The organism is Haloparvum alkalitolerans (assembly GCF_055381565.1).
In genome coordinates, this window is sequence record NZ_AP043938.1 from 134,757 (window position 1) to 159,635 (window position 24,879).

At 69.6% G+C, this 24,879-nt stretch carries 32 protein-coding genes, 2 tRNA genes and 1 pseudogene; 2 read left to right on the forward strand and 33 right to left on the reverse strand.

Translation table 11 applies throughout. The features are described 5' to 3' along the window. Positions 1–800: 800 nt before the first annotated feature. The 21 genes and pseudogenes from rpsB to ACZ432_RS03160 form a co-directional block, all read right to left on the reverse strand. Positions 801–1,559 (reverse strand): 30S ribosomal protein S2, encoded by a 759-nt coding sequence (gene rpsB, locus ACZ432_RS03060; protein ID WP_426964697.1) that lies wholly within the window; start codon positions 1,557–1,559, stop codon positions 801–803. Beyond that, positions 1,556–2,767, reverse strand: coding sequence for a phosphopyruvate hydratase (eno, locus tag ACZ432_RS03065; protein ID WP_426964698.1), 1,212 nt, complete (start codon positions 2,765–2,767; stop codon positions 1,556–1,558). Before eno ends, rpsB begins: the two co-directional genes overlap by 4 nt. Then, positions 2,767–2,946, reverse strand: a complete 180-nt coding sequence (locus ACZ432_RS03070) for a DNA-directed RNA polymerase subunit K (protein WP_058365788.1) — start codon at positions 2,944–2,946, stop codon at positions 2,767–2,769. Before ACZ432_RS03070 ends, eno begins: the two co-directional genes overlap by 1 nt. A gap of 2 nt (positions 2,947–2,948) precedes the next feature. Beyond that, positions 2,949–3,143, reverse strand: coding sequence for a DNA-directed RNA polymerase subunit N (locus tag ACZ432_RS03075; protein ID WP_426964699.1), 195 nt, complete (start codon positions 3,141–3,143; stop codon positions 2,949–2,951). Positions 3,144–3,154: 11 nt separating this feature from the next. Beyond that, positions 3,155–3,553, reverse strand: a complete 399-nt coding sequence (locus ACZ432_RS03080; RefSeq protein WP_426964700.1) for a 30S ribosomal protein S9 — start codon at positions 3,551–3,553, stop codon at positions 3,155–3,157. Next, positions 3,547–3,996 (reverse strand): 50S ribosomal protein L13, encoded by a 450-nt coding sequence (locus tag ACZ432_RS03085; RefSeq protein WP_426964701.1) that lies wholly within the window; start codon positions 3,994–3,996, stop codon positions 3,547–3,549. Before ACZ432_RS03085 ends, ACZ432_RS03080 begins: the two co-directional genes overlap by 7 nt. Further along, entirely contained in the window at positions 3,993–4,346 is a 354-nt protein-coding gene (locus tag ACZ432_RS03090) for a 50S ribosomal protein L18e (RefSeq protein WP_426964702.1), read from the reverse strand. Before ACZ432_RS03090 ends, ACZ432_RS03085 begins: the two co-directional genes overlap by 4 nt. Before the next feature lie 39 nt (positions 4,347–4,385). Further along, positions 4,386–4,470, reverse strand: a tRNA-Leu gene (locus tag ACZ432_RS03095). 178 nt (positions 4,471–4,648) lie between these two features. After that, the gene (locus ACZ432_RS03100; protein ID WP_426964703.1) at positions 4,649–5,401 is read right to left on the reverse strand and encodes a DNA-directed RNA polymerase subunit D; all 753 of its coding nucleotides are present in this window, start codon (positions 5,399–5,401) and stop codon (positions 4,649–4,651) included. Position 5,402: 1 nt separating this feature from the next. Next, positions 5,403–5,792 (reverse strand): 30S ribosomal protein S11, encoded by a 390-nt coding sequence (locus tag ACZ432_RS03105; RefSeq protein ID WP_426964704.1) that lies wholly within the window; start codon positions 5,790–5,792, stop codon positions 5,403–5,405. A gap of 6 nt (positions 5,793–5,798) precedes the next feature. Beyond that, on the reverse strand, positions 5,799–6,326 hold the full coding sequence (locus ACZ432_RS03110; RefSeq protein WP_426964705.1) for a 30S ribosomal protein S4: 528 nt from the start codon (positions 6,324–6,326) through the stop codon (positions 5,799–5,801). Further along, positions 6,323–6,850: a 30S ribosomal protein S13 gene (locus ACZ432_RS03115; RefSeq protein ID WP_426964706.1), complete on the reverse strand. Its 528-nt coding sequence runs from the start codon at positions 6,848–6,850 to the stop codon at positions 6,323–6,325. The genes ACZ432_RS03110 and ACZ432_RS03115 overlap by 4 nt, the downstream gene beginning before the upstream one ends. Positions 6,851–6,895: 45 nt before the next feature. After that, positions 6,896–6,981, reverse strand: a tRNA-Ser gene (locus ACZ432_RS03120). Between the two features lie 146 nt (positions 6,982–7,127). Then, positions 7,128–7,544, reverse strand: a complete 417-nt coding sequence (locus ACZ432_RS03125) for a hypothetical protein (RefSeq protein WP_426964707.1) — start codon at positions 7,542–7,544, stop codon at positions 7,128–7,130. A gap of 466 nt (positions 7,545–8,010) precedes the next feature. Next, a pseudogene (gene moaA, locus ACZ432_RS03130) lies at positions 8,011–9,060 on the reverse strand (GTP 3',8-cyclase MoaA); the annotation flags it as partial. Positions 9,061–9,128: 68 nt separating this feature from the next. Next, positions 9,129–9,830 (reverse strand): thiaminase II, encoded by a 702-nt coding sequence (tenA, locus tag ACZ432_RS03135; protein ID WP_426964708.1) that lies wholly within the window; start codon positions 9,828–9,830, stop codon positions 9,129–9,131. A 76-nt stretch (positions 9,831–9,906) separates the two neighbouring features. Beyond that, positions 9,907–10,674, reverse strand: coding sequence for an MBL fold metallo-hydrolase (locus ACZ432_RS03140; protein ID WP_426964709.1), 768 nt, complete (start codon positions 10,672–10,674; stop codon positions 9,907–9,909). 942 nt (positions 10,675–11,616) lie between these two features. After that, positions 11,617–12,237, reverse strand: a complete 621-nt coding sequence (locus tag ACZ432_RS03145; protein ID WP_426964710.1) for a thymidine kinase — start codon at positions 12,235–12,237, stop codon at positions 11,617–11,619. Positions 12,238–12,304: 67 nt separating this feature from the next. Next, the gene (locus ACZ432_RS03150) at positions 12,305–13,345 is read right to left on the reverse strand and encodes an amidohydrolase family protein (RefSeq protein WP_426964711.1); all 1,041 of its coding nucleotides are present in this window, start codon (positions 13,343–13,345) and stop codon (positions 12,305–12,307) included. Positions 13,346–13,442: 97 nt separating this feature from the next. Beyond that, positions 13,443–14,396 (reverse strand): RNA methyltransferase, encoded by a 954-nt coding sequence (locus ACZ432_RS03155; protein ID WP_426964712.1) that lies wholly within the window; start codon positions 14,394–14,396, stop codon positions 13,443–13,445. After that, positions 14,393–14,992: an NADH-ubiquinone oxidoreductase chain 4L gene (locus ACZ432_RS03160; protein WP_426964713.1), complete on the reverse strand. Its 600-nt coding sequence runs from the start codon at positions 14,990–14,992 to the stop codon at positions 14,393–14,395. Before ACZ432_RS03160 ends, ACZ432_RS03155 begins: the two co-directional genes overlap by 4 nt. Positions 14,993–15,127: 135 nt before the next feature. Here ACZ432_RS03160 and folP point away from each other — a divergent pair, with 135 nt between their 5' ends. Both folP and ACZ432_RS03170 read left to right on the forward strand, forming a co-directional pair. Next, positions 15,128–16,375 carry a dihydropteroate synthase gene (gene folP / locus ACZ432_RS03165; protein ID WP_426964714.1) on the forward strand — a complete coding sequence of 416 codons (1,248 nt, stop codon included), beginning with the start codon at positions 15,128–15,130 and terminating at the stop codon, positions 16,373–16,375. A gap of 177 nt (positions 16,376–16,552) precedes the next feature. Beyond that, entirely contained in the window at positions 16,553–17,251 is a 699-nt protein-coding gene (locus ACZ432_RS03170; RefSeq protein ID WP_426964715.1) for a 6-hydroxymethylpterin diphosphokinase MptE-like protein, read from the forward strand. Between the two features lie 13 nt (positions 17,252–17,264). Here the strand turns inward: ACZ432_RS03170 and ACZ432_RS03175 are convergent, their stop codons facing one another. The 12 genes from ACZ432_RS03175 to ACZ432_RS03230 form a co-directional block, all read right to left on the reverse strand. Then, positions 17,265–17,843 carry a dihydrofolate reductase gene (locus ACZ432_RS03175; RefSeq protein ID WP_426964716.1) on the reverse strand — a complete coding sequence of 193 codons (579 nt, stop codon included), beginning with the start codon at positions 17,841–17,843 and terminating at the stop codon, positions 17,265–17,267. 4 nt (positions 17,844–17,847) lie between these two features. Further along, positions 17,848–18,870, reverse strand: a complete 1,023-nt coding sequence (thyA, locus tag ACZ432_RS03180; RefSeq protein WP_426964717.1) for a thymidylate synthase — start codon at positions 18,868–18,870, stop codon at positions 17,848–17,850. A 106-nt stretch (positions 18,871–18,976) separates the two neighbouring features. Next, positions 18,977–19,294 carry a DUF5827 family protein gene (locus ACZ432_RS03185; RefSeq protein ID WP_426964718.1) on the reverse strand — a complete coding sequence of 106 codons (318 nt, stop codon included), beginning with the start codon at positions 19,292–19,294 and terminating at the stop codon, positions 18,977–18,979. Between the two features lie 1,056 nt (positions 19,295–20,350). Then, positions 20,351–20,692, reverse strand: a complete 342-nt coding sequence (locus ACZ432_RS03190) for an AzlD domain-containing protein (RefSeq protein ID WP_426963683.1) — start codon at positions 20,690–20,692, stop codon at positions 20,351–20,353. Beyond that, positions 20,689–21,372, reverse strand: coding sequence for an AzlC family ABC transporter permease (locus tag ACZ432_RS03195; protein WP_426963682.1), 684 nt, complete (start codon positions 21,370–21,372; stop codon positions 20,689–20,691). The genes ACZ432_RS03190 and ACZ432_RS03195 overlap by 4 nt, the downstream gene beginning before the upstream one ends. Positions 21,373–21,441: 69 nt before the next feature. Beyond that, on the reverse strand, positions 21,442–21,792 hold the full coding sequence (locus ACZ432_RS03200) for a hypothetical protein (protein ID WP_426963681.1): 351 nt from the start codon (positions 21,790–21,792) through the stop codon (positions 21,442–21,444). A gap of 77 nt (positions 21,793–21,869) precedes the next feature. Next, a complete protein-coding gene (locus ACZ432_RS03205) occupies positions 21,870–22,256 on the reverse strand; it encodes a hypothetical protein (protein ID WP_426963680.1) in 387 nt (128 codons plus the stop codon). Positions 22,257–22,272: 16 nt separating this feature from the next. After that, the gene (locus ACZ432_RS03210) at positions 22,273–22,575 is read right to left on the reverse strand and encodes a hypothetical protein (RefSeq protein WP_426963679.1); all 303 of its coding nucleotides are present in this window, start codon (positions 22,573–22,575) and stop codon (positions 22,273–22,275) included. After that, entirely contained in the window at positions 22,568–22,852 is a 285-nt protein-coding gene (locus tag ACZ432_RS03215; RefSeq protein WP_426963678.1) for a ubiquitin-like small modifier protein 1, read from the reverse strand. Before ACZ432_RS03215 ends, ACZ432_RS03210 begins: the two co-directional genes overlap by 8 nt. Before the next feature lie 95 nt (positions 22,853–22,947). Next, positions 22,948–23,334 carry a hypothetical protein gene (locus ACZ432_RS03220; RefSeq protein ID WP_058366627.1) on the reverse strand — a complete coding sequence of 129 codons (387 nt, stop codon included), beginning with the start codon at positions 23,332–23,334 and terminating at the stop codon, positions 22,948–22,950. A 115-nt stretch (positions 23,335–23,449) separates the two neighbouring features. Then, a complete protein-coding gene (locus ACZ432_RS03225; RefSeq protein ID WP_426963677.1) occupies positions 23,450–23,629 on the reverse strand; it encodes a hypothetical protein in 180 nt (59 codons plus the stop codon). A 71-nt stretch (positions 23,630–23,700) separates the two neighbouring features. Continuing rightward, the gene (locus tag ACZ432_RS03230; RefSeq protein WP_426963676.1) at positions 23,701–24,699 is read right to left on the reverse strand and encodes a PhoU domain-containing protein; all 999 of its coding nucleotides are present in this window, start codon (positions 24,697–24,699) and stop codon (positions 23,701–23,703) included. Positions 24,700–24,879: the final 180 nt, after the last annotated feature.

Sequence of the window (24,879 nt, forward strand, 5' to 3'; positions counted from 1 at the left end):
AGATGGTGTTTCTGTGTCTGTTGCAGGTCCTGCTGATCGGGACGGCACCACCCAGAAAGCCCCAGTCGGCTCGATCCGGCCGCGTTCCGGCAGGCGGTCCGGGCGTTCCGTTGCGTCTCTCAGCACCACCCGACGGACGGGTCCGGGCTGCGACTGCCGTCGTCCCGCTCGTTCCTCGCGGGACCCTCGCTGCGCTCCTCGCTCTCCGCTTGGCGAGACAACCCGCGTCTCGCTAGCCTCCAGCGTGCAGTGGCGCGCCGAAAATCGGAGATTTTCGAGCCGCCGTTCGCTCCGCACCGCGCTCACGGCGACGCTGGAGACACAGCCCGCTGCGGTGCTTGCGTCGTCGTGGCCGGATCGAGCCGACTGCCCCTTTCAGCCCCACCCACCGCAACCGCCCCGCAACCGCACGGCGGCCTCACACCTCCCCAGCCTCGGCGGCGGCGCGGCCGCGGAACCGCAGCGCGGGACAAACCGCGTCCCGCTGGCCTCCGGCGTGCAGTGGCGCGCCGGAGACACCGCAATGCGGCCGCGCCACCGCCTCCACCGAAAATCGGAGATTTTCGAGCAGCCAGCGTGCAGTGGCGCGCTGGCGACCTCGCGCGGTCGCGGCGACACAGGGTCGCCGCGGCGCGCGCCGACCGCACGGCACCGCACCGCCGGGAGTTTCAGAAAAGCGAGATTTCCGAATCGGTCTGCAACACTAAGTATCGGTATCAGTACGCACTCGCGACCGGGAGCGGCCGCTGGCGGGAACGGAAAGCGGAAACTGAAGGTCGGATCGAAGGAGGAAAACCGGCTTACAGCTCGGCCTCGAAGTCCTCGAGGGCGTAGACCGTGTCGGCGCCGCGGCGGTCGAGCGTCTCGTTGGCGAGCAGCCAGTAGACGACCGACAGGGCGCGACGGCCCTTGTTGTTCGTCGGGATGACGAGGTCGACGTTCGAGACCTGGTTGTTCGAGTCGCACATGGCGATGACGGGGATGCCGACCGTGATGGCCTCCTTGACCGCCTGCGCGTCGCCGATGGGGTCAGTCACCACGAGCACGTCCGGCTCGATGTAGCCGGCGTAGTCGGGGTTCGTCAGCGTGCCCGGGATGAACCGCCCGGTGCGGGCGCGGGCGCCGATGGCGTCCGCGAACTTCTCGGCCGGGAAGCGGCCGTACTGCCGGGAGCTGGTGACGAGGATCTGCTCGGGGTTGTAGTTGGCCAGGAAGTCGGCGGCCGTGCGGATGCGGCCGTCCGTCTGGCTCACGTCGAGCACGTAGAGCCCGTCGTCACGGACGCGGTGGATGAACCGCGCCATGTCCTTCGTCTTCTGCTGGGTACCGATGTGGACACCGGCACCGAGGTAGTCCTCGACGGGGATGAGGAGGTCGGCCTCCTCGTCGGGCATGACGTCCTCGTCGAACGGGGACGCGTCGTCTTCCTCCGCGGCGGCCTCGTCGGCCGCCTCGGCGGGCTGTTCGTCTGTCGTGGCGGTCTCCTCCTCGACGGGCTCGCCGGCCTCCTCGGGCTCGGCATCCTCCTCGAGTTCGACCGCGTCGTTGTCCTCGGTCATACTGCGTCGTCCGCGATGCGGATCAGTTCGTTGAGCTTGGCGGTTCGCTCGCCCCCGACCGTGCCGGTCTTGATGTAGCCGGCGTCGGTCGCCACGGCGAGGTGTGCGATGGTGGTGTCCTCCGTCTCCCCCGAACGGTGGGAGATGACGGTCTCGTAGCCGTTGCGCGCCGCAAGCTCGACGGCGTCGACGGTGTCCGAGAGCGTGCCGATCTGGTTGGGCTTGATCAGGATGCTGTTGGCTGCGCCCTGCTCGATGCCCGTCCGGAGCCGGTCGACGTTCGTGACGAATAGGTCGTCACCGCAGACCAGCGTGCGGTCGCCGACCCGGTCGGTCAGCTCGGCGAACCGCTCGTAGTCGTTCTCGTCGAGCGGGTCCTCGACGTAGGCGAGGTCGTACTCGTCGACGAGGTCGGCCACGTAGTCGACCTGCTCGGCCGGCGACTTCTCCTCGTCGCCGTAGACGTAGGCGCCGTCCGAACCGGCGTCGGCGTCGTACAGCTCCGCGGCGGCCATATCGAGGCCGAAGCGGATCTCGAAGCCGACCTCCGACTCGACGCGGTCGGTCGCCTCGTCGACGATCTCGAACGCCTCCGCGTCCGTGACCGCGGGCGCCCACGCGCCCTCGTCGCCCTTCGCCGCGGGAACGCCGCGCTCGTCGAGCACGTCGCCGACGGCCGCGTGGACCGCCGCGTTGGCGAAGACGGCCTCCTCGACGCTCGGCGCGCCGACGGGGGCCGCGAGGAACTCCTGGATGTGGGTCGCCTCCTTGGCGTGTTCCCCGCCGCCGACGACGTTGCCGAGCGGAACCGGGAAGTTGTCGCCGCGGAACGCGCCGCCGAGGTGCTGGTACAGCGGCGCACCGAGCACGTCGGCGGCGGCCTTCGCGGCCGCCATCGAGATCGCGACCGCGCTGTTGGCGCCGATCTCCGAGAAGTCCTCGGTGCCGTCGGCGCCGCGCAGCGCGGCGTCGACCTCTCGCTGGTCGCCGGCGTACAGCCCCGTCAGTCGGGGGACCGCCAGCTCTCGGGCCGACGCGATGGCCTCCTGCGGCGGGAGTTCGATGGCCTCGTACTCGCCGGTCGACGCCCCGGAGGGCGCCGCGGCGCGGCCGAAGCCGCCGGACTCCGTCAGCACGTCCGCCTCGACCGTGGGGTTGCCACGAGAGTCGAGCACGCGCCGGAGCGACACCGACTGGATGCGGGTCACTACTGCTCCTCCCGGCGCACCGTGAAGGGCAGGACGCCCGCGTCGTACTCCTCGGCCGCGACGAGGATCGGTTCGGTCCGGTCGGTCTCCGTCAACACGGGCGCGCCGTGTGACACCTGCAGCGCTCGCGCGCCGAGGATGCGGGCCTTCTCGTACCGATTGTGGTGTTGTGTCGTCATGGTTACTGGTAGGGGGAGACCACGTCGACGAGGTCGCGGTGGCTGACCATCATCCGGCGACAGCAGTGCCGGTCGACGCCCAGCTCGTCGAGCACCTCGCCGGGGTCCTCGTCACCCTCGCGGGCGCGGGCCTTGAACTCCTCCCAGTGTTCGCCGATGACGTTGCCGCACGTGAAACACCGGACGGGAATCATCATGGATGGATCACCTAGCGGTAGGACTTCTGGTAGCGCGCGCGGGCACCGGGACCGCCCCACTTCTTGGGCTCGGCCTGGCGCACGTCGTTGACCAGCAGCGTGCGGTCGAAGTCCATGTAGGCGTCGCGCAGTTCGGCGTCGCCGAAGTGCTGCACGAGGCCGCGGGCGATGGCGGTGCGGGCCGCGTCGGCCTGCCCGCTGAAGCCGCCGCCGGAGACGTCGATGTCGATGTCGACGTCCTCGCGGAGGTCCTCGCCCGCGATGCGGAACGGCTCCAGCATCTTGAGGCGCGCCTGCTCGGGTTCGACCAGCTCGACGGGCTGGGAGTCGATGCGAACGCGGCCGTCACCGTCGCTCACGGTGGCGCGGGCGACGGCCGTCTTCTTCTTGCCTGAAGTGTTCGTTACCATGTGACGTTAGCTCCCAGTTTCTCGGAGACCTCTCCGAGCGTGGTGAACTTGATGTTGGACAGTCGGTCCAGCGAGGTGCCGTCGAGGACGACCGCCTCGTGGTCGTCGTCGCGCTCGTAGGGGTTGCCCACGTAGACGCGCACGTTCGAGAACGCCTCGCGGCCACGGTCCGTCTTGTACGGGACCATGCCGCGGATCGTTCGCTTGAAGATGCGGTCCGGGCGCTTCGGGAAGTACGGCCCGCTGTCCGAGCCGAGGTCGGCCCGGGTCTCGTAGGTGTCCATCGTGTCCTCGGTGTTGCCGGTGATGACCGCGTGCTCGGCGTTCACCACGGCGACGCGGTCGCCGTCGAGCGCGGCCTGTGCCACGTTCGAGGAGACGCGTCCGAGGATGCAGTCGCGGGCGTCCACGACGAGGTCGGCGTTGAACTCTGCCAGACTCATCGGAGGATCCTCACGTTGTTTCCGTCGGGGTTCTGTTCGACAGCCTGTTCGAGCGTCAGCGTCTCGCCGGCCTGCTCGATCTTCGTCCGGGCGCTCCCGGAGAAGTCGACGGCCGCGACGGTGACGTTCTTCTCCAGCGCACCGCTTCCCAGCACCTTGCCGGGAACGATCACGGTCTCGTCTTCCTGGGCGTACCGCTCGATGCGGCCCAGGTTGACCTCCGCGTGCGTGCGCCGGGGCTTCTCCAGCCGGTCCGCGATGTCCTGCCAAACGTTGGCTCCGGACTCGCGCGAGACCGACTTCAGCTCGGCGATGAGGTTCTGTAGTCTCGGGTTCGTCTTGCTACTCATAGGTGTCCCTCCGTGTGTGAGGGTCTGAAAGAAGTGGAGTGCAGGGAGCAGGATTTGAACCTGCGGACCTCTACAGGACAGCGCCCTGAACGCTGCGCCGTTGGCCTGACTTGGCTATCCCTGCGTGCACTCCACGGTAGTCGACCACCCGTAAAACCACTTTCGGTCCGACGCACGCGTGCGAACGGCTGACGGCACGTACCGTCGGCGCCGCTCGCGGCGGTGCCGCCGCCGTCGACCGCGGTGGTCGACGGGGCGGCGAGCGTCGGTCGGGAAGTGGTGATTCGGGTGGTCATACGTCGTTAGACGCTAACTTTCGTGTGCAGTTCGTCCGCGCGCTCCTCGATGGTGTCGATCGCGCGGAGCAGCAGTTCCTCGACGGACAGCGAGCCGTCGGTCTCGATGTGGAAGACGAACGCGCCGGGGACGTCCTCGACGGTCAGTTCCTTTCCGGGGTACTTCTCGGAGAGGTCGTGGTCGAACGCCGCGGTCGGGACGATGTCGCCGTCCTCGGTCTCGATGACCCCGCGGAGCACGTTCGTCTCGTCCTCGTCGAACTCGCCGCGGTCGCCCTCGACCGTGACGCGCTGGAGGTGGCGGTAGCCGACGGAGACGCCGCCCTGATGTTTGGCGTGCTCCTTGCCGGTGTCGAGCACCGCGTCGGCTTCCAGCTCGATCCGCTGGCCCTCCTTCAGCTCGATGATCGGAACGTTGTCGTCGGCCGGCTCCACCATCGGCTCCGAGGTCTCGATGTCCCCGGAGTAGGCGGTCGCCGGTCCCTCGACGTCGAGCGCGAGGGTGACCTCGTCGCCGACCTCGAACTCGTCGAGCGGCGTCGTCAGCGGCACGAGGCCCAGACGGAGGCCGATCATCTCGTCGAACATGACCGAGGAGTTCTCGACGAACCGAACGGTGTCGATCGAGAACGTCGGCACGTCGGCGATCATCGCGCGGCGGATGCCGTTCGCGAACGCCGGCGTGAGCCCGCGGATCAGCACCCGCGCGCTGCGGTCGTCGCGTTCGATGTACTGGACGTCGAAGTCGGCGTCGCTCATGTTAGACTCGCTTGTTCTTCGGCGCCTTCGTCCCGTCGTGCGGGATGGGCGTCACGTCCTCGATGCGGCCGATCTCGATGCCGGCCCGCGCCAGCGCGCTGATCGTCGCCTGCGCGCCGGGCCCCGAGGACTTGTTCAGGTTGCCGCCGGGGCCGCGCACGCGAACGTGCACGCCCTCCAGACCGGCCGCCTTGATCTCCTCCGCGATGACCTCGGCCATCTGCATGGCCGCGTACGGCGAGGCCTCGTCGCGGTTCTGCTTCACGACGGTCCCGCCGGAGGACTTGGCGATCGTCTCGGCGCCGGTCTCGTCGGTGACCGTGATGAGCGTGTTGTTGAACGACGCGTACACGTGGGCGATGCCCCACTTGCTCTCTTCTGTCTCGCTCATTGGTGGTTACTCCTGACCCTCCGCCCGCTCGGGGTGGAGGTCGTCTGCCAGCGGGCTGTTCTCGTCGAAGGCCACGGCGTCCTCCTCGGACACCTCGACCTTCTTCGACGGCCGCGTGACGCGGGCGCCGTCGACGGTGACGTGCCCGTGGACGATGAACTGCCGTGCCTGGCTGGTCGAGGACGCGAGGCCCTCGCGGTAGACGACCGTCTGGAGACGGCGCTCGAGCAGGTCCGTCACGTCCAGCGACAGGACCGCGGAGATGTCGTCGTTCTCGCCGAGGATGTCGAGTCGGCGAAGTCGCGCGACGAACTCCGAGCCGGCCTCCTGGGCCGCCTCGACGTCACCCTGTGCGTCGCCGAGCAGGCTCCGCGCCTCGCGGCGCATGTTGCGCAGCTCGGACTGGGCGCGCCAGAACTCCTCTTTGTTCTTCAGGCCGTAGCGGTCGACGAGGTCGGACTCCTCGGCGATTCGCTCGCCCTGGAACGGGTGGTTCGGGGTCTCGTAGCCCTTGGTGTTTTTGCCGGTACTCATTCTTCCTCACCTGCCGCTTCCTCTTCCGCCTGCTCCTCGCGGATCTCCTCGACGTTGACGCCGATGGTCCCCTCGGTACGACCGGTGGACTTCGTGCGCTGTCCGCGGACCTTCTGTCCGCGCTTGTGTCGGAGCCCCTTGTAGGAGCTGATCTGTTTCATGCGGTTGATGTCGTGGCGCCGCTGCTCCGAGAGATCCGTCCCGATCTTGTGGGAGGTCTCGCCGGTGAAGAAGTCCTTCTGCCGGTTAACCATCCACTCGGGGACGTGGTCCTCGAAGTTCTCCACGACGTCGACGACGGCGTCGATGTCGTCCTCGTCGAGCAGCCCGAACGTGGCCTTGCGGTCCACGTCGGCCTTCTCGGCGACGAGACGCGCCGTCCGCGTGCCGATTCCGTTGAGTTCGGAGAGGCTTCGCTCGACCGTCTTCGTCCCGTCGAGGTCCGCGCCCCCGATCCGAACGAAGTACTGGAGGTTCTCGGCCTCCTCTTCGGTCAAGTCGTCCTCTGGTTCTTCTGCACTCATGTCTTGAGGTCTGTGAGTCCGATACTGGACTCGGGTCGGTTCGAGCGTTGCGGCGGGGATTCGAACCCCGGAGGCGTAGACGCCACAGAGTTAGCAACCCTGCGCCTTGGGCCAGACTTGGCTACCGCAACCCGCGTTTGTAACGTCGCCCTCTCGGACTCGGGACCCGCCGCCCCTACAGTACGTGCGTTCCGATCAACCCGGTATCCGCACTTAAACATCACGGAAGCCGCGCCCCGTGACGCGCGTTCCCACGGCGCGTCGTACCGCGACCGGCTCACCCTCCGTCCGCGAACGACACCGACAGGGATGTCTCCGGAAGCCGCGTCGCCCCGGACCGGACCGCCGTCTCGACCGACCCCTCGTCGCGGAGGAGGAAGCAGTTGTGGTTGGGCGTCGACCATCGGTGGACGGCCGCTTTGAAGACGTTTTCCGGGTGGGAGCGGTACTTGCGGACCACCACGACGAACGGCGCGGGGTCGTCGACGACACGCAGGTCGTAGTCCCTGTCGGCCAGAAACGCCTGGATCTGCTCGAAGCGCCGCGGCGGGACCGCGAACCGATACTCGTCGTGTTCGTAGTAGGGCTTCAGCCGATCGAAGACCGCGTCGCCGTCGAAGTAATGCCGAAAGAGATAGCGGTCGCCGATCAGAAAGGCGTTGACTCGCTCGGGGCCCGACTCCCGAACAGGCATTGTTGGTAGTTCTCACACCACATACATAAGGAGTCACACCGCGGCGAAACTGAACGTGGGTAGTGGCGAAGCGTCCAACACTTCACGCGAAACCGATGCGGTGTTGTGCGGTTGCGGTGCTGTGGCGGTACGGTTGTCGAGGTTTGTGGCGGTACGGTTGTCGAGGTTTGTGGCGGTACGGTTGTCGAGGTTTGTGGCGGTACGGTTGTCGAGGTTTGTGGCGGTACGGTTGTCGAGGTTTGTGGCGGTACGGTTGTCGAGGTTTGTGGGACCGCGGCGGCGCGAGGGCGCGAAGCGCCCGCAGCGCCGCCCGCGGCCCTTTTTGATCGACATTTTTCAAGGAGCGGTGAGCGCGGCGCTTGCGCCGCGCGAACCCGACGCAGAAAAAGGTCGAGGGTCAGTCCGCGGACGAGGACGACGAGGACTGTGGGGACGAAGAAGACGACGATGAGGACGACTGGGAGGAGTCGGAGGCGGGCGTCGTGCCGAGGTATTTCTCGTTGAACTCGTACTCACCGTCGTCGTTCTCAACCAGGTACTCGCCGTAGTAGGGGACGCGGTTGGCGACGACCGCCTCGAAGGTCTCGGCGATCTCGGCGCGGGACATCTCGCCCATCGACCGGAGGTCGTCGTTGCGGTTCAGACAGCCCTTGAGGTAGCCCTCGTGGGTGACGCGGACGCGGCCGCAGTTGGCACAGAAGGACTCGTTCTCGACCGGGTCGACGATCTCGACCATGCCGGTGCCGGCGGCGTCGGGGTGGTCGGCGTCGACCGCGCCGCCGTCGAGGTCGACCTCGGGCGCGGCCGCGTCGTTGATGAAGTAGCGCTTGCGGTCGTGCATCTCGCGGTGCTCGACGCGGTCGGCGATGTCGGCGAGCCAGTCGTGGACGCGCTGGATGTCGATGTTCCACTCCGGCTTGCCGGTCAGCTCCGGCATGTACTCGATGAGCTGGAGCTGGAGGCCGTCGTTCCGCGCGACGTGGTCGACCATGCCCTCGACGTAGCCCGCGGTGTGCTCGAAGACGACCATGTTGAGCTTCACGGGCGCGAGCCCGGCGTCGAGGGCGGCCTCGACGCCCTCCAGCACCTGCTCGTAGGCACCGGACTTGGTGACGGCCGCGAACTCCTCGGGGTCGAGCGCGTCCTGCGAGACGTTGACGCGGTCGAGGCCCGCCTCCTTCAGCGCCTCGGCGCGTCCGGGGAGGAAGGTGCCGTTGGTGGTCATCGAGACCTCCATCGAGTCGGGCGTGCGGCGGATGATCTCCTCCAAGTCCTGCCGAAGCATGGGCTCGCCGCCGGTGAACTTCACCGAGTCGACGCCGTACTCCTCGACGACCTCGAGGAAACGCACCACGTCGTCGGCGCTCATCTCGTCCTCGCTCGGCTCCATCGGACCCCGCGTGTCCCCGAGCCCCTCGTTGTGACAGTAGACGCAGTCGAAGTTACAGCGGTCGGTCAGCGATACCCGCACCCCGGTGACCTCCCGCCCGAACTCGTCCGCGAGTGGGCCGCTCATGTAGGGAGGGTGTGTCCAGGTGCGCTTAAGCAACGGGGTCGCGGCGGCGCTCGCGCAACCGCCGAGGGTTACGTCGATCCCGGCGTGCCGGCGTCGACGGCCGCGGGCCTCGGCGTCCCCCAGTCCTCCTCGGTGTAGGCCATCTCCCAGAACGCGTGTTCGAGCCGTGCGCTCGTCAGGAACGCCTCGCGCATCGCGTCGTGATAGCCGGGGTAGGCCGCGCCGCAGCGGTCGACGAACGCGCGCATCCAGTCGACGGCCTCGCGGAAGGCGTCGCTCGTGTACTTCTCGATGAAGGGCGTGTACCGGTGCTCGCCGTCGGCGATCTCGGCCATGTGCTCGGCCACGTCGAGGTAACCCTGTCCGCAGGGGTAGATCGCGGCCGCGAACTCCGGGACCGACCGCGACTCGGCGGTCCGCAGCAGGTAGTTCGTGTAGGCGACGCAGGTGGGCGCCTTCTCGACGCGCTCCAGCTCCGCGCGGTCGATGCCGTACTCCGCGGCGAACGACCGGTGGAGGTCGAGCTCGTCGTCGAGCACGCGGTGGGCGACGCCGAACAGGTGCGCCATCGTCTCCTCGTCGCGGACGCCCGCGCCCCCGACCGCGAACGTCCGCGCGTAGTCGAGCAGGTAGCGGTAGTCCTGCCGCACCCACGTCAGGAACGCGGCCTCGTCGAGCGTCCCCTCCGCCAGTTCGACCACGAAGGGGTGCCGCTTCTGTGCCGCCCACAGCTCGCTTCCGGCGTCGAGGAGTTCGTCGCTGAACACCATATTACCAGATAATACAACCGAGTCATACAAGCCTGTCGGTCCGTTCCGGCGTCGGGTTCTCCGCCGGCGGTCGGAGCTACAGTTCGAGGCGCAGTCCGTCCTCCGCGAACCGGATCTCCCCGTCGAACCCGGCCGCGCGGACGCTCTCCGCCATCTCGTCCTCCTTGCCCTGCGTGTGGGGGTAGAGGTGCGTCAGAAACAGGTGCTCGACCGCCGCGCCCGCCAGTGCGCTGCCGAGTTGCGTCGGCGTCGGGTGGTTCGACACGTCGATGTCGTCCGGGAACGAACAGTCGTGCGCGAGGGCGCGCGCGCCGTCCGCGAACCGCGCCATCCCCTCGAAGGCCTCCGTGTCGCCGGAGAAGACGAACGGGCCAGACCCCGGCGCCACGTCGGCGTCCACGGGCGCGAACCGATACGCGAACCCCGGCTTGGAGTGGCGCGTCTCGCGAGCCGCGGCCGCGAACCCGCCCGCCTCGAAGGGTCGGTCGTCGCTCACCTCGCGGATCGAAAGGTCGATCCGGTCCAGGAGGTAGTCGTGCACCTCCAGCAGGTCGTCGAGCAGGTCCTTCGTCCCGGCCGGGCCGACCACCTCGAGGTGCTCCTCGCCCGCGAGCCAGCGCGCTTTCAGCAGCGGGAGGAGGTCCGCGACGTGGTCGAGGTGGTGATGCGTGAGCAGGACGGTGCCGACCCCCTCGTAGCCGACGTCGGTGCCGGTGAGCCGGCCCAGCACGCCGCTGCCGCAGTCGACGAGCAGCGCACGGTCGCCGGTCTCCAGCAGGATCCCGCTCTGTGCGCGCCCGGGGACGGGCATCGCGCTCCCGGTACCCAGAAACGTGACGTACATGGCCGGACGAAGTGGGGGGCGAGGCTTATACCCGGTGACGAGTCGGCCGTTCGTGTTTCGAGGTCGCCACTCCGGGGGCGTGCTTCGACCCGACCGCACGGCGGGACCAGACAGGCGCGGTTCCGGCGGCGCGACTGCCGACTGCCGACTGCGTTGCGGATCCTCGGCGGACATCGCCCGTGTTGGAGCCGCGGCTGCGGGATTGATCGATATCGCCCGCGACACTAACGACCGGTCTCATCTCTGGCGGCGTGCCGTGTCGACCGGGAAACCCTCGTGGCGGGCGGTCGTCGTGACGTGACGACGGTCGTGTCGCGTGCCCGGGTTCGTCGCTCCGTCATCGCTCCCGTCCGGGAGTACTCGGGCGAGGACTAAAGGCACGCACCGGTGCTTCTCGGCCGAGCGGGTTAAAGGACGCGCCGTACCGGTGTACATCAGCCCGATACTGAGTAGAGTACGGTGATTGTCCTGTTTTTCTGTCAGATTATGCTTCCATAACTGCTGTTGAGCCTGCTGCTCTAGACAGCAACGTCTAGAAAGCCCCAGCCGGCTCGCCCGGCCGCGCCTCGCTGCGCTCCTCGCTCTCCGCACAGCCCGCTGCGGTGCTTACGTCGTCGGGGCCGGACCGAGCCGACTGCCCCTTTCAGTCCCACCCACCGCCCCGCGACCGCACCGCAGGCCTCGCACCTCCCCAGCCTCGGCGGCGGCGCGGCCGCGGAACCGCACAGCAGGCGGCCGCGCCGCCGCCTCCCTCGCGCGGTCGCGGCGACACAGGGTCGCCGCGGCGCGCGCCCGCCGCACCGCAACCGCACCGCTCCGCGACCGCACAGCACCGCACCGACACGAGTTTCAGAAAATCGAGGTGCCTGAATCGGTCTGCATCACTCCGTATCGGTCTCGTTTGTCGCTCGGATCGGGGTCGGCCGCGTCGGCTGGCGTGTCTCAGTCGCCACCGGCCGGGCGTCCATCGGGGCGCTCGCCGGTCAGCAGGGTGTGACAGTTCCGGCAGCGCGCCTCGTAGGACTCCTCAGCGCCGACCAGGATGGTCGGGTCGTCGACGTGGGCCGGCTCGCCCTCGATGAGGCGCTGGTTGCGCGTGGCGGGCTCGCCGCACTGCGTGCAGATCGCCTGGAGCTTGTCGACGTACTCCGCGACCGCCATCAGCTGCGGGAGCGGGTCGAACGGCTCGCCGCGGAACGTCTGGTCCGTGCCGGAGACGATGACGCGGGCGCCGCGGTCGGCCAACTCCGAGCAGACGTCGACCAGCGCGTTCGAGAAGAAGTTCGCCTCGTCGACCGCGACCACGGCCTCGCCGTCGTACCGGTCGAGGATCTCCCGAGGCCCCTCGCCCTCGTTGTCCACCACGGTCGCCGCCCACTGTCGGCCGTTGTGCGAGCCGATGGTCGTCTCGCCGTAGCGGTCGTCGATCGCGGGCGTGAACGCCGCAACCGACTGGTCGGCGATCTCCGAGCGCCGGAGCCGGCGGATGAGCTCCTCCGTCTTGCCGGAGAACATCGACCCGGAGATGACCTCGATCCAGCCGGACCGAGTGATCGCGTGCATGGACTATCGGCGACCGGGGAGCGGCAAAACGGTTACTGTCCCGCGGTCGACTTCGCGCTCCGCGGCGCTACAGCACGACCTGCTTCACGTCGCCCTCGCCCGCGCGGCGGACGACCGCCCGCACGGGGTCGCGCGCGCCGGCGAGGTTGTCGGAGTCGCCGTCGAGCACCAGCAGTTTGCCGTCAGCTCCCTCCTCGATGACGCCCCTGTTCAGGCCTGCGATCTCGGCGCCGTTGACCGTCGCCATCCGGAGCACCTCGGCCGCGGAGACGTCCGCGAGCTTGTTCGTGAACTCCATCTCGCGGAACATCGACGGCGAGTTGAGCATCACGTTGTCCGTCCCGAGCGCGACGGTCGTGTGCTCGGCCAGCTCCCGGATCGGCGGCATGCCGACGTTCGTGACGAGGTTCGAGCGCGGACAGACGACCACGGGCGTCGCGCGGTCGGCGAGCCGGTCCAAGTGCTCCTCGCCGGCGTGGACCATGTGGACGAGGAAGTCGGGCCTGAGGTCCATCGCGGGGTTGATGTCGAGGTCGTCGCGCTCGCCGGCGTGGATGCCGAACAGCTTGTCGGCCTCGCGGGTCGCGGTTCGCTCGCTCTCGAAGTGGGCGTCGCGCGCGCCGGAGGCGCCGAAGCCGTCGGCCACCTCCAGGACCGCTTCCTCCTCGCGACCGAGGATCACCGCGTCGACGTCGCGCTCCCCGACCGCCTCGGCGCCGTCGCGGCCCGCCAGCGCGTCCCGGAGCGCCTCGACGCCCTCGACGCCGCCCTCGCGGAACTCCAGGAACGTCCCGGTGCCGGTCGCCTCCATGTAGCGCAGCGACCGCGCCATCGCCTCGACCTTCTCGGCGCGGTCGGTCGCGCGCAGGATGCGGTGTTTGAGCCCGTCCGGCGGGGCGACGAGCTCGTCCAGCGAGAGTCCCCCGCCGGCCTCTTTCGCCACGGAGTCGCCGATGTGCGTGTGGGCATTGACGAACGCCGGGCAGATCAGGTCGTCGCTGTCGGTCTCCCGTTCCTCGATCGCGGCGATCTCGCCGTCCCTGACGACCACGCGTCCCTCCACCGGTTCGAAATCGCGGCCGCGGAGGACCGTCCCTTCGACGAACATACTCCCGGATCGGCCGGGCGGGGCTTGAAGCCGACGCTCTTGGGTGGCGGGCGAGCGGAACGCGAAAAGGCCGACCGCTATCGCCGCCGCTCGACCGCTACTCCTCGACGACCTCGTCGCCCGAGGGGCCGCTGGGGTAGACCGGCTCGTCGTACTTCGCGGCCAGCTCCGTGAGGTGGTCGAGCTTCTTGTTCGCCTTGCGGAACGCGCCCAGCAGCGTGTGGACCTCGCGGTCGGTCGGGTGCGCGCGCCCGAGCAGGCGGCGCATCAGCACCGCGGCCTTGTCGCGCTGGTGCTCCTTCTGGCCCGCCCGGTCGAGGAACTCCGCGAAGTAGTCATGGAACCGCTCCACGTCCGCGGCGTCGGCGCGCTCGCGCTCCACGTCCGGGAGCTGGTACGCTCCGACGTTCAGCTCGCGGAGTTCGTAGAACACGATGTTGGCCGCCTGCGCGAGGTTGAGCACGGGGTACTCCGAATCCGCGGGGATCGAGCAGACCTCGTCGAGCTGTCGGAGTTCCTCGTTGTTCAGCCCGCGGCTCTCGCGGCCGAACACCAGCGCCGTCCGCGTCTCGACGGTCTTCAGCGACTCCTTCAGCTCGACCGGCGTCTTGAACGGGAACCGGACGCCGCTGCGGGAGTCCTCGCCGGTGATGGCGGTGGTCCCGACGGTGTGGTAGTTCTCGACGACCTCATCGAAGGTCACCTCCTCGGCGTTGGGGAGCACGTCCTCGCGGGCGTGGCCCGCGAAGCCGTACGCCTCGCTGTCGCGGTCGATCTCCGGCGGGTCCACCAGCTTCAGCTCCGAGAGCCCGAAGTTCTTCATCGCCCGGGCGATGGAGCCGACGTTGCCCGGCGTCTCAGGCTCGACGACGACCACGACCGGCTTCTGCGTGCGGGGGCCCGTCGGCGCGTCCGCGGCCTCGGCGCGCTCGACCGCGGCGGCGGCGCTTTTGCCGGCGGCTGCGTTGCTGTCGGCGGCTGCGTCATCCTCGCCGGCGTTCGCGGTCGGCCCATCGGCGCCGTCCGCCGCCGCGTTCTCTCCCCCGCTCATTGGTCCGAGGGGTAGTCGGTCGAGAGGTCCAGGTCAGACTCGGAGAGGTCCTCGGCGGTCAGCCGGTCCTCGGGGTCGACCGCGTCGCCCTCGTCGGGGCCGTACTCGTGGAGGTCGATCCGACGCCCCTCGAACTCCTCCTCGAGCCGGCGCTGTACCTCTTTCTGGTCCGGCGGTTCCGGGACCCCCTCGGGGTCGTCGTCGACGTGATCGATCCCCTCGTAGCCCTCCGGCGCGCGGTTGCCGGCCGCGTACCACTCGTGGAAGGCGTCGGACAGCTCCGGGTCGCCGCGGTAGGCGTCGCCGCCCGCCTCGCGGAACCAGTAGAGGAAGTCCGCCTCGTGGGCGGGACACAGCAGCACCTCGCCGAGCGGTTCGCCGTAGACGATCTCGGCCTGTCGGGCCTTCTGGATCTCCTCTTCGCCGTACTCGAGGTAGCAGGCGTCACAGGGCTCCTCGACGAGCTTCGTCAGCCGGAGGAGGCGCTCGCGCGGCTCCTCGGGGATCTCGTCGAGGGGTTTGAACTCCCCCTCGGGGGTGAATATCTCGGACTCCTCGAACCGCCATCCGCGGAGGCCGACGCTCACCTTAGACATGTCCGAACGTCGGGTGCGGGCGGTTAAAAACGCGTCCTTCCGGGGTTCGCGGTCGCGGTCCCGCCGGTCCGCGAGGGGGCCACCTCCCCCGCCGCTTCCGGACGACCTATGGTCCGCGCGCCCCACGATCCGCCCATGCGAAACGTGGACGCCGCGGGGTTGGGGATCGGCGACGATCACCCCCCGCGCATCATGGGGGTGCTCAACGTCTCGAAGGAGTCGCCGTACTCGCCGAGCGTCTTCGACGACCCTGGGGAGGCGGCCGAGTACGTGGACGAGGAGCTGATCGACGAGGGCGCCGACATCGTCGACGTGGGACTCGAGTCAGCCAACAAGCGCTTCGAGGTGCTCTCCGCGGAACAGGAACTGGACCGGCTCGACACCGCGGTCGAGACGCTGGCGTCGACCGCCGGCGACGCCGTGTGGTCCATCGAGACGCGCTACCACGAGGTCGCCGAGGCGGCCCTCGACCGGGGGTTCGACATGGTCAACGACATCTGCGGCTTCGCCGACCCGAAGATGCCCGAGGTCTGTGCGGCCCGCGACGCCGCGGTGGCGAAGATGGCCTCGCCGCCGGACCTGGAGCGTCCGGGCGCGGTCGAGGAGGTCGACGACATCTACGAGGCGCTGGCGCAGAACGGCTTCACCGACAAGACCATCCTCGACCCGGCCTTCGGCGGCTGGTCGGAGGCGAAGACGCTCGAACACGACCGCGAGACGTTCCGGCGCCTGCGGGAGTTCCGCGGCTACGGCCGCCCCCTGCTGGTCTCGATCAACCGCAAGAACTTCCTCCGGTCCGTCGCCGACCGCGACACCGAGGACGCCCTGCCCGTCTCGCTGGCGGCCACCTCGATGGCGGTCGAGCGCGGCGCCCACGTGATCCGGACCCACGACGTGGCGGAGACCCGCGACGCGGCGCTGATCGGCAAGGAGTTCGCCCGCGACCGCCTCCGCGAGACGGGCCCGGACGCCGAGGTGACCGTCGAGGAGCTGGACGTGACGACGCCGCGTGAGGCCGAGCGCCACCTCGACAGGCTGAACGCGACGGCGGGACGCGAGAGCCCCGACGGCCCCGATATCGCCGACCGGAGCGTCGTCCGGACCTACGAACTCGGGGGGCTTTCGCCGGAGGAGCGCGGGGCCCTGCGGGCGGCCGTCGCTGAGACCGACGCCGCCTTCGCGCCCGCCGGAGCAGCCGCGACCGAGACCGAGGGAGCATCGACGGCGTCGCCCTCGACCGACGGCGGGGATCCCGCCCCCGAACCGGCCAGCGGGCTGCTCATCGGCACCCCCGCCGCGCTCGCCGCGGTCGAGGAGGGGTATTCCGGCCAGTCGGATGCTCTCGGCGATGTTCTGCGGAGAATAAGGCGGTCCTTCAGCTAAGAGAAAGTTTATGCCCCTTTGCCAACAACGGTTCGACCGGACGCCGGAAGGGCACGTGGGTAGGGGTACTCTGTGCCACTCCGGCCCATACAGTTACGCTCGCCAGCGGCGGCGCCGTCCGTTGGTCCGGCGTGGTTCTGCGGCCGGCGACGCGACCGGATCAGGGGGGGATGCCGCGTGAACTTCACCGAGTGGGAACCCGCCTACGAGGCCGTGCTCGCCGACTTCGGGTACGACCGGGCGGCCGACGAGCGCGCCCGCGACGTGGCGGCGGAACTGGCGACCCCGTTCGACCACGGCCGGCTCGCGTTCCTGGAGGACGCGACGGTCGCGGTCGCGGGCGCCGCGCCGTCGCTGACCACGCGGAGCGACATTGCCGCGGCGAGGGCCGCGGACGCCGTCGTCGCCGCCTCGACGGCCGCGGACGCGCTCCGGGAGGAGGGCGTGACCGTCGACCTGATGGTGACCGACCTCGACAAGAACCCGGAGACGGCACGCGACCTGACGGCGGACGGGACGCCCGTCGCGGCCCACGCACACGGCGACAACGTCCCCGCGGTCCGCGAGTGGCTCCCGGCGTTCGAAGCCGACGCGACGCTCGTGACGACGCAGGCGGAACCGCGCGGCGCCGTCGAGAACTTCGGCGGCTTCACCGACGGCGACCGCGCGGCGTTCCTCGCCGACCACTTCGGCGCCGCGGAACTCCGGTTCGTCGGGTGGGAGTTCGACGACCCGCGCGTCGCCGAGGCGAAGGCGCGGAAACTCGACTGGGCCGCTCGGCTCCTCGGCTGGCTGGAGCGCCGCCGCGGCGAGCGGTTCCCGGTGCTGAACGGGCGCCGTGAGGACCTCTCGTTCCCGTGGCTCGACGAACCGTAGGGGCCCTTCCCTCTCACTCGGCGGGGGGATTCCCGGACTCGCCCCGGCGCTCGTAAACGACGAACGCGAGGTCCTCGCGTTCGTCGCGGGAAACTTCGGTCCACGCCGCGGGGTCCCGCTCCGGGAACCGCGTGTCGCCCTCGTGAGCGTCCTCGATCTCCGTGATCCGGAGTCGGTCCGCGACCGGGAGGAACTGCTCGTAGACGCGGGCGCCGCCGGCGACGAACACCTCGTCGACGCCGCGCTCGCGGGCGTCCGCCGCGGCGACGGCGAGCGCCTCGTCGAGGCTCCCGGCCTGCACCGCGCCCTCGGGGAGGTCGAGGTCGCGCCGCGAGAGGACCACGTTCGTCCGGTCCGGCAGCGGCCCGCCGATCTGGCCCGCGATGCTCTCGTAGGTCGCCCGGCCGAGGATCACGGGGTGGCCCGTCGTGGTCTCCTTGAAGTGCGCGAGGTCGGCCGGGTAGTGCCACGGCATCCCGCCGTCCGCGCCGATGACGCCGTTCTCCGCCACCGCGGCGATCAGCGTGAGAGTGAGGTCCGCTGGCGGCTCCGGCGGCGTGCCCGGGTCTCCTCCCTCGTTCACCTCGCCCATGTCCTCACTCCGCGACCGCGAAGGAGAGCCCCTCCGCGGAGTCGTAGTCGACCAGTTCGACGTCGTCGTAGGTCAACTCGTCGAGCGGCTTGTCGGCGATCTCGATCCGGGGGCGCTCGCGGGGCTCGCGGGAGAGCTGTTCGAGCAGGCCGGGGACGTGGTCGTAGTTCTCCTCGCCCGCCGCCTCCGCGGGCGCCTCGTCCTCCAGCCACGCGCGCACGTCGCGGTAGCCGGCTTTCTCCTCGACGCCCGCGAGCCGGTCCTGCAGGCGGTCGAGGTTGTCGCCGTACCACGCCCCGCGGTCGCCGGTGCCGCAGTAGACGTGCGCGTCGACAATGGTGTGGCCGAACTCGCCGACCTCGAACTCCGTGCGCTGCGCGATGGCCTTCGCCAGCAGCGCGTACGCCGCGATGTTGAAGGGGACGCCGAGGGCCACGTCGCCGGAGCGCTGCGTGAGGTGCAGGTTGAGCTTGCCGCCCTGCACGTTGACGACGAACGTGTAGTGACAGGGGGGGAGCGTCGAGACGGCCGCGTTCGCGGGGTGCCACGCGTTCACGACCATGCGCCGCGAGTGCGGGTTCTCCTCGAGGGTGTCGAGGACGTACTGTATCTGGTCGAACGTGCGGACCTGCTTCCCCTCCGCGTCCTCCTCGACGGTGACCCAGCGCTGGCTCTCATCGGGCCACGTCTCGCCCTCCAGCCCGCCCTCGGGGACGGGGTAGCGGCGCCAGAAGCGCCCGTAAGCGGTGTCGAGCCGGCCCTCCTCGTCGGCCCAGGCGTCCCAGATCTTCGTGTGTTCGCGGAGGTTCCGGACGTGCTCCTCGCCGGAGAGGTACCACAGCACCTCGTGGATCAGCGAGTTCCAACGGTAGCCGTCGAGTTTCTTGGTCGTCAGCAGGGGGAAACCCTCCGAGAGGTCGATCGTGTAGCCGCCGTTGAACGTCGCGACGGTGTCGACCCCCGTGCGGTTCGGCTTGTACGTGCCCGTCGAGAGGGTCTCGTCGACGAGGTCGAGGTACTGTTGCATGGGTGGAAGTTCCCGCGGCCGCGGCCGGCCCGGGTGGTCTGTCGGTGGGAACGCGGCCGGCCACCTAAAGCCCCCCGGAGTGTGCCGTCGGTCGCCGGAACTCGGATCAGGCGTCGTCGGAGCCGGTCGCGTCCTCCGCGTCGGCGGTATCCGCCGCGTGCTCCGCGAGCCCGTAGTACCCCGGCGCGTCGGGCTCCGGCGGCTCCGCGACCACGAGGTCCTCGGCGTTGGTCATCACCCACGGGATCGCCCAGTCGACGAGCACGGCCTCGGTCCCCTCGTCGATCTCGGCGTCAGGCTCCAGCCCCTGTAGCAGTCGGGCGATCTCCGGCACCGTGTACATCTGCTCCGACTCCAGCAGCTCCGCCGCCGTGTAGAAGTCGCAGGGGTACGTCTCCGCGAACTCCGCTTTCGGTCTGGGCATGCGCGGCCGTTCGAACGCGACCGCGTAAACGCTGCCGGTCGATCCGTACGTGTGGGTGGGCGTGGGTGTTGGTGGTGATGTTGGGGATCACGTGGTCAAGCTCCCTGCTGCGTTTGTCACCAACATCTAGAAAGCCCTCGGGCGCTCAGCGACATATCGGCGCCTCTCCGCACAGCCCGGCGCCGATAGGGGTCGTCTGAGCGCCCGCGACCGGCTCGCCCTTTCAGTCCGCCAGGACGTTTTCTGTCCGATAAGTCGTTGTACCCCGTTGCTCGGTGAGTCTCCACACCGGCTGTCGAGTCAAGCGTGGCCTCAGACCTCCCCATCCTCGCCGCAGCCGCGGTCGCGCGACCGCAACGTACCGCTCGCGACCGCCGCTGCGGGCTCCCTCGCGCGCGTTTCTCGCGCGCGCCGAACGTTTGACAGCCAGCAGAGCGATGCACTGTAACCGGACTGATCAGGCTGGACTCACGGCGGGAGTTCCGCCTCATTTGCGAAAAACGTTCGTCCGCCGGCGGTGCGGTGCTGTGCGGGGCGGTGCGGTCGGCGCGCGCCGCGGCGACCCTGTGTCGCCGCGACCGCGCGAGGTCGCCAGCGCGCTACTGCACGCTGGCTGCTCGAAAATCTCCGATTTTCGGTGGAGGCGGCGGCGCGGCCGCATTGCGGTGTCTCCAGCGCGCTACTGCACGCTGGAGGCCAGCGGGACGCGGGTTGTCCCGCGCTGCGGTTTCGCGGCCGCGCCGCCGCCGAGGCTGGGGAGGTGCGAGGCTGCTGTGCGGGGCGGTCGCGGTGCGGTGGCGGTGCTGTGCAGGGCGGGACTGAAAGGGGCAGCCGGCTCGATCCGGCCCCGGCGCCGCAAGCACCGCAGCGGGCGTTGCGGAGAGCGAGGAGCGCAGCGCGTGCCGCGGCCGGTCGAGCCGGCTGGGGCTTTCTCGGTGTTGCTGTTCCAAGCAGCAGGATCAACAGCAGATCCAGAGCAGTATGCGGGAAAGCCGGCTGGGGCTTTCTGGGTGTGGGAATCCCGATCAACAGGAGCAACAGCAAACACGTCGTACGCTACGCGAACACGACGAACCGCAGCAGCCACAGCGCCCCCATCCCGACGCCGATCGTCGCGAACACGTTCTCGGTACGCCACGCCACGACGCCGGCCGCGAGACCCGCGAGCAGTTGCTCGTCGAGGACCGTCTCCGGCAGGGTCGGCGCGACCGTCACCAGCGAGGGGGCGACCAGCGCCGCCAGTACCGCGGGCGGGACGAACCGGAGCACCTGCTCGGCCCGGGACGGCACCTCGTCGATGCGCCCGAACAGGTGGATCACGGAGAGCCGGAGCCCGTAGGTCGCGAGGCCGATGACCGCGATGACGCCCCAGACCGCGACCGGGCCGTAGTCGGTCATCGGTTTCGCACCCCCTCGGTGAGCAGTCCGGCGAGGATGCCCACGGCCGCCCCGACGAGCAGCCCGAGGTTGAACGGGAGCCCCGCGGCGACGACCGCGGCCGCGCCGCCGACGCCGCCCGCGACCGTCGTCGGGCGGTCCTTCATCGCGGGAACGAGCAGTGCCAGAAACACCAGCGGGACGGCGAAGGAGAGCCCCCACGAGTCCGGGATGCCGGCCCCGAGCGCGATCCCGAGCACCGTGCCGACGACCCAGACGACCCAGATCGGCGTGCCGACGCCGAGGTAGTAGTAGCGGCGGTCCCGCTCGCGCGACTCGTCGTCCGCGTATTCGGCGATCGACAGCGCGTACGCCTGGTCGGTCAGGAAGTACGCGAGCAGGGCCCGCGTCCGGCGGCGGTACCGCGCGAAGTGCGGCGCGATGGAGGCGGAGTACATCACCATCCGGAGGTTGATCACGACGGCCGTCGCGACGACGACCGCCAGCGGCGCGTTCTCCCCGAGCAGTTCCAGCGCGGCGAGCTGGGACGCCCCGGCGTAGACGAACACCGACATCCCGACCGCCTGTGCGGGCGTCAGGCCGGCGTCGACCGCGGCGATCCCCGCCACGAGCGCGAACGGCGCGATCCCCAGCAGGATGGGGACCGAGTCCCGAACGCCCGCACGGAGGTCCTCGTGCATACCGGATCGAACCCCGGCGGCCGTGAAAGCGGTGTCGGACCGGCGCGCCGCGGCCCGCCGACTTCCGGATTAGGTCCCCGGGACGCCGACCGCCGAGAGCCCGCCGACGCCGACGAGCTCGAGCGCCGCGAGCGCGACCACGGCGACGGCCCACGCGACCGCGCCGACGACGGCCGCACGGACCCAGCCGACGGGGTACCGCCGCTTTACGACCGCGAGCCAACCGAGCAGCGCGAGCAGCGTCCCGATCAGGGGGACCCACGCGAGGAGCGCCCACACGAGCGCACCGAGCAGCGCGGTGACCACCGCGTGACCCAGATCGCTGCTGCCGTCCCGGTCCCGATAGGCGCCGACGTGCGCGCCGACGGCGAGGGCGCCCCCGCCGATCAGCACGCCGACGACGAACTCGATTGGTGCCATCGCTCCCGCCTCGGAAGCCGACGGAGAAAAACGGGGGCGACGCCGAACCCGGATCGCGCCGGATAAAGCCGGTTTTGTCAGTCGCCCGTCGCGATCACGACCGCGCTCCGGATCTCCAGTGCCGACTCGAGCTCCGCACGCCGGCCGTGGACGCTGCCCAGCCGCTCCAGTTGCGCCTCGTGGGCCCGCTCGACCGCGTCGCGCTCGCGGTCCGTGAGACCGAGCCGCTCCGCGACCGCGTCCCAGTGGGCCGGCTCGACGAGGAACGCCTCGCGGTCCGCCTCGGCGACGGCGCGCTCGTACTCGCGGCGGTAGTCGCCGAGCCGCGGAGCGAGGTCCGACTGCACCCGCCGGAGCAGGGGCCCGAGCCGCGTCGGCGCGACGCTCGCGAGCGCGCCCGTCTGAAGCAACACCGTCCCGTCGAAGGGAATCTCGGCCGCCGACTCGTCCGGGTCGGGAGTCACGTCGCGCTCGCCTCCCTCATCCGCCGGCGCGCATCGCCTTCTGCCCGAAGGCGTCCACCAACTCGTCGAGCGCGTCGGGGTCGCCCACGAAGCGGACGGTCACCTCCGTCAGCTCCAGCGAGCCGGCGGGGTTCACTTTGGCGGCGCTCAACTCGACGCGCCAGCCGTCGCCCTCCACCCGCGTCGCCTCCGCGGGGTCGTCGGTCCCCACGAGGTCGCCGCCGAGGTTGCGGAGGTAGTGGGCGGCGAGCCGGCGGGAGATCCCGCGGTACGACCGTTCGCGCTCCTCCTCGCCGTCCGCAGGGACGGGATCAGACATGGCCACCCGCGACCGGCGGGAACACGGAGAGCGTGTCGCCCTCCGAGAGCGCGGTGTCCACGCCGTCGATGTGGAGCACCTCCCGACCGTTCTTGAGGACGTTTATCTGCGGGGCGAGGTCGCCGTCGACGAGCAGGTTGCCCGCCAGCCCCTCGTAGTCGGCCTCCAGCGCCGCGAGCACGTCGCCGACGGTCGCGTCGTCGTCGACCTCGTAGGCGACCGTTTTGCCCCCGGCCGCCTCCCGGAACGTGGCGAAGAACCGAAGTTCCAGCTCCATGGAGGCCCCTCGGCCGGCGTCGACTTAAACCCGCGTCGCGAGCGCGCCGCACGCGGACAGGCGGCCGGGGGCGAGGGGAGGCGTGAAGCAAGCCGCTACTGACCGCCGAACCGGATCCCGTCCTCGACGAGTCGGTAGTTCCGCTCGCGGTCCAACTCGGCGGCGAGCCAGTCGTGGTCGTACAGCTGGGCGATCAGCTCGGCGTAGAGGTTGCGCCACGCGATCGCGTAGATGGGCGACTGCCCCCACGCCCGGAGCTCGGGGACGAACTCGTCGAAGCGCTCCATGCGCGCCTCCATGTACTCGATGGCGTCGACCGCGGCCGCGGCCGCCTCGCCAGGGTCGTCGGCCTCCGCGACCGCCTCGTTGATCCCGGACTGGACGCCGACGATGGCGCGGCGCATGTCCTGTTCGACCGATTCGGACTCCTCCGGCAGCGACTCGATGACGCCCCGCGGGACGCCGAGTTCGACCTCGTCCATACGGGTCGGTCTCGGGGGCGAAAGAAAAACGTCCCGCCGACCGGTGGCGAGGCGACGAGGGCTCGCGGCCGCCCCCCGCCGATCGGAGTCGCCGATCGGTGCCGCACCGAAGCGATCAGAACAGCGCGGTGTAGGTCGTCAACGCGATCAGGACCGCCGCGACAGCCACGGTGAGCTTGTCCGTCCGGTTCATGATGCCCTCGTAGTTGGTCGAGAGGGCGACGACCCCCGCGAGCCCGCCGATCGCGACGAGCACGGTGACGACCGTGAGCACGGTTTCGAGTAGCGTAACCATGCGTCGCACATCGGACGCGCGGGTCATAAACCTCCGGGAGCCGGGCGGTGTGGAGCCGGAGCGTGTACCGGCTACGGCGTCGGCGCCGCCTTCTGGAGCGCGGTCTCGGCCACGTTGCCGCCGTAGTCCGCGCTCCGGAGCACGGAGTCCACGACGAGTCCGAGCAGCTGTGCGCGAGTGGGGTCGAGGTCGCGAAGGAGCTCGTCGATCTGGCGGACGCGCTCGTCGATCTCGCGGACCTGCTCGCGCGCGTCGTTCGCCTTCCGGGTCGCCGCCTCGCTCTCCTCCTCGAACAGCGCGTCCATGGCGGTGTCTATCACCTCGACTGCGTCGGCGTGAAGCTCGTCGATGGCGTCGAGCACCTCCTCCGGGATCGCCTCGTCGATGTTGAGCGTGAGGTGGGCGATCTTGGTCGCGTGGTCGCCGATCCGCTCCAGCTGTCGGGCGCTGGAGTGGTAGTCGAAGCAGACCTCGCGGGGGACGCCCAGCTCCTCCGCGGCCTTCGGCGTCCGGAGCGTGGCCCGGAAGATCCGCGAGACGACCATCCAGAGCCGGTCGAGGTCGTCGTCGCGGTTGATCACGTCCCGCGCGAGGTCGGCGTCGAGGTCCCGCAGCGCGGCGAGCGCGTCCTCCAGCATCGAGGTGGAGATGAGCCGCATCCGCGTGACGGCGTTGTGGATCGACAGCTCCGAGGAGTCGAGCAGGTCGCGGACGACCACGCGGTCGCGGGTCTCCTCGAGCACCTCCAGTCCGACGAGGCTCTGGGTGGCCTCGCGGATGGTTGCCCGCTGCTCGGTGGAGATGCGCCCCCCTTCGAGGGCGATCACGTCGAAGCCGCTGACGTACATCGTCATCACCGCGCGCGTCAGTTCCTGCCCCTCCAGATCCGTGATGTCGAGCGTGCCCCGCGTGCGCTCCTCCTCCGAGTGGGGCGTGAGGAACAGCGAGTCGCCCTCGGGATAGAACTCCACCTCGGTGCCCGCGCTCACGTCGTTTTCCGTCGCCCACTCCTTCGGGATCGAGACGGTGTACGTCGACCCCCCGGTGACCTGGACCTTGCGGGTCTCCATGCGATCCCATACGCCGACGCTACTGATAAACTTGATCAAGTATATATTTTCTACACCGGTGGTCCAAACACACCTATTGTGTGGGGTATAAGCATCTCAACGTCCCTGGTACTCTCGGATCGAATTCGATATCGGCCAAGATACCGATCAAAATACGTATTAATATATATCCATAAATAG

Excerpts from the sequence above, each read along its gene's own strand:
- rpsB (WP_426964697.1), bottom strand. The coding sequence starts at position 1,559 with ATGACCGAGGACAACGACGCGGTCGAACTCGAGGAGGATGCCGAGCCC.
- ACZ432_RS03070 (WP_058365788.1), bottom strand. The coding sequence starts at position 2,946 with ATGACGACACAACACCACAATCGGTACGAGAAGGCCCGCATCCTCGGC.
- ACZ432_RS03075 (WP_426964699.1), bottom strand. The coding sequence starts at position 3,143 with ATGATGATTCCCGTCCGGTGTTTCACGTGCGGCAACGTCATCGGCGAA.
- ACZ432_RS03080 (WP_426964700.1), bottom strand. The coding sequence starts at position 3,553 with ATGGTAACGAACACTTCAGGCAAGAAGAAGACGGCCGTCGCCCGCGCC.
- ACZ432_RS03085 (WP_426964701.1), bottom strand. The coding sequence starts at position 3,996 with ATGAGTCTGGCAGAGTTCAACGCCGACCTCGTCGTGGACGCCCGCGAC.
- ACZ432_RS03090 (WP_426964702.1), bottom strand. The coding sequence starts at position 4,346 with ATGAGTAGCAAGACGAACCCGAGACTACAGAACCTCATCGCCGAGCTG.
- ACZ432_RS03100 (WP_426964703.1), bottom strand. The coding sequence starts at position 5,401 with ATGAGCGACGCCGACTTCGACGTCCAGTACATCGAACGCGACGACCGC.
- ACZ432_RS03105 (WP_426964704.1), bottom strand. The coding sequence starts at position 5,792 with ATGAGCGAGACAGAAGAGAGCAAGTGGGGCATCGCCCACGTGTACGCG.
- ACZ432_RS03110 (WP_426964705.1), bottom strand. The coding sequence starts at position 6,326 with ATGAGTACCGGCAAAAACACCAAGGGCTACGAGACCCCGAACCACCCG.
- ACZ432_RS03115 (WP_426964706.1), bottom strand. The coding sequence starts at position 6,850 with ATGAGTGCAGAAGAACCAGAGGACGACTTGACCGAAGAGGAGGCCGAG.
- ACZ432_RS03125 (WP_426964707.1), bottom strand. The coding sequence starts at position 7,544 with ATGCCTGTTCGGGAGTCGGGCCCCGAGCGAGTCAACGCCTTTCTGATC.
- tenA (WP_426964708.1), bottom strand. The coding sequence starts at position 9,830 with ATGGTGTTCAGCGACGAACTCCTCGACGCCGGAAGCGAGCTGTGGGCG.
- ACZ432_RS03140 (WP_426964709.1), bottom strand. The coding sequence starts at position 10,674 with ATGTACGTCACGTTTCTGGGTACCGGGAGCGCGATGCCCGTCCCCGGG.
- ACZ432_RS03145 (WP_426964710.1), bottom strand. The coding sequence starts at position 12,237 with ATGCACGCGATCACTCGGTCCGGCTGGATCGAGGTCATCTCCGGGTCG.
- ACZ432_RS03150 (WP_426964711.1), bottom strand. The coding sequence starts at position 13,345 with ATGTTCGTCGAAGGGACGGTCCTCCGCGGCCGCGATTTCGAACCGGTG.
- ACZ432_RS03155 (WP_426964712.1), bottom strand. The coding sequence starts at position 14,396 with ATGAGCGGGGGAGAGAACGCGGCGGCGGACGGCGCCGATGGGCCGACC.
- ACZ432_RS03160 (WP_426964713.1), bottom strand. The coding sequence starts at position 14,992 with ATGTCTAAGGTGAGCGTCGGCCTCCGCGGATGGCGGTTCGAGGAGTCC.
- folP (WP_426964714.1), top strand. The coding sequence starts at position 15,128 with ATGCGAAACGTGGACGCCGCGGGGTTGGGGATCGGCGACGATCACCCC.
- ACZ432_RS03175 (WP_426964716.1), bottom strand. The coding sequence starts at position 17,843 with ATGGGCGAGGTGAACGAGGGAGGAGACCCGGGCACGCCGCCGGAGCCG.
- thyA (WP_426964717.1), bottom strand. The coding sequence starts at position 18,870 with ATGCAACAGTACCTCGACCTCGTCGACGAGACCCTCTCGACGGGCACG.
- ACZ432_RS03185 (WP_426964718.1), bottom strand. The coding sequence starts at position 19,294 with ATGCCCAGACCGAAAGCGGAGTTCGCGGAGACGTACCCCTGCGACTTC.
- ACZ432_RS03190 (WP_426963683.1), bottom strand. The coding sequence starts at position 20,692 with ATGACCGACTACGGCCCGGTCGCGGTCTGGGGCGTCATCGCGGTCATC.
- ACZ432_RS03195 (WP_426963682.1), bottom strand. The coding sequence starts at position 21,372 with ATGCACGAGGACCTCCGTGCGGGCGTTCGGGACTCGGTCCCCATCCTG.
- ACZ432_RS03200 (WP_426963681.1), bottom strand. The coding sequence starts at position 21,792 with ATGGCACCAATCGAGTTCGTCGTCGGCGTGCTGATCGGCGGGGGCGCC.
- ACZ432_RS03210 (WP_426963679.1), bottom strand. The coding sequence starts at position 22,575 with ATGTCTGATCCCGTCCCTGCGGACGGCGAGGAGGAGCGCGAACGGTCG.
- ACZ432_RS03215 (WP_426963678.1), bottom strand. The coding sequence starts at position 22,852 with ATGGAGCTGGAACTTCGGTTCTTCGCCACGTTCCGGGAGGCGGCCGGG.
- ACZ432_RS03220 (WP_058366627.1), bottom strand. The coding sequence starts at position 23,334 with ATGGACGAGGTCGAACTCGGCGTCCCGCGGGGCGTCATCGAGTCGCTG.
- ACZ432_RS03225 (WP_426963677.1), bottom strand. The coding sequence starts at position 23,629 with ATGGTTACGCTACTCGAAACCGTGCTCACGGTCGTCACCGTGCTCGTC.
- ACZ432_RS03230 (WP_426963676.1), bottom strand. The coding sequence starts at position 24,699 with ATGGAGACCCGCAAGGTCCAGGTCACCGGGGGGTCGACGTACACCGTC.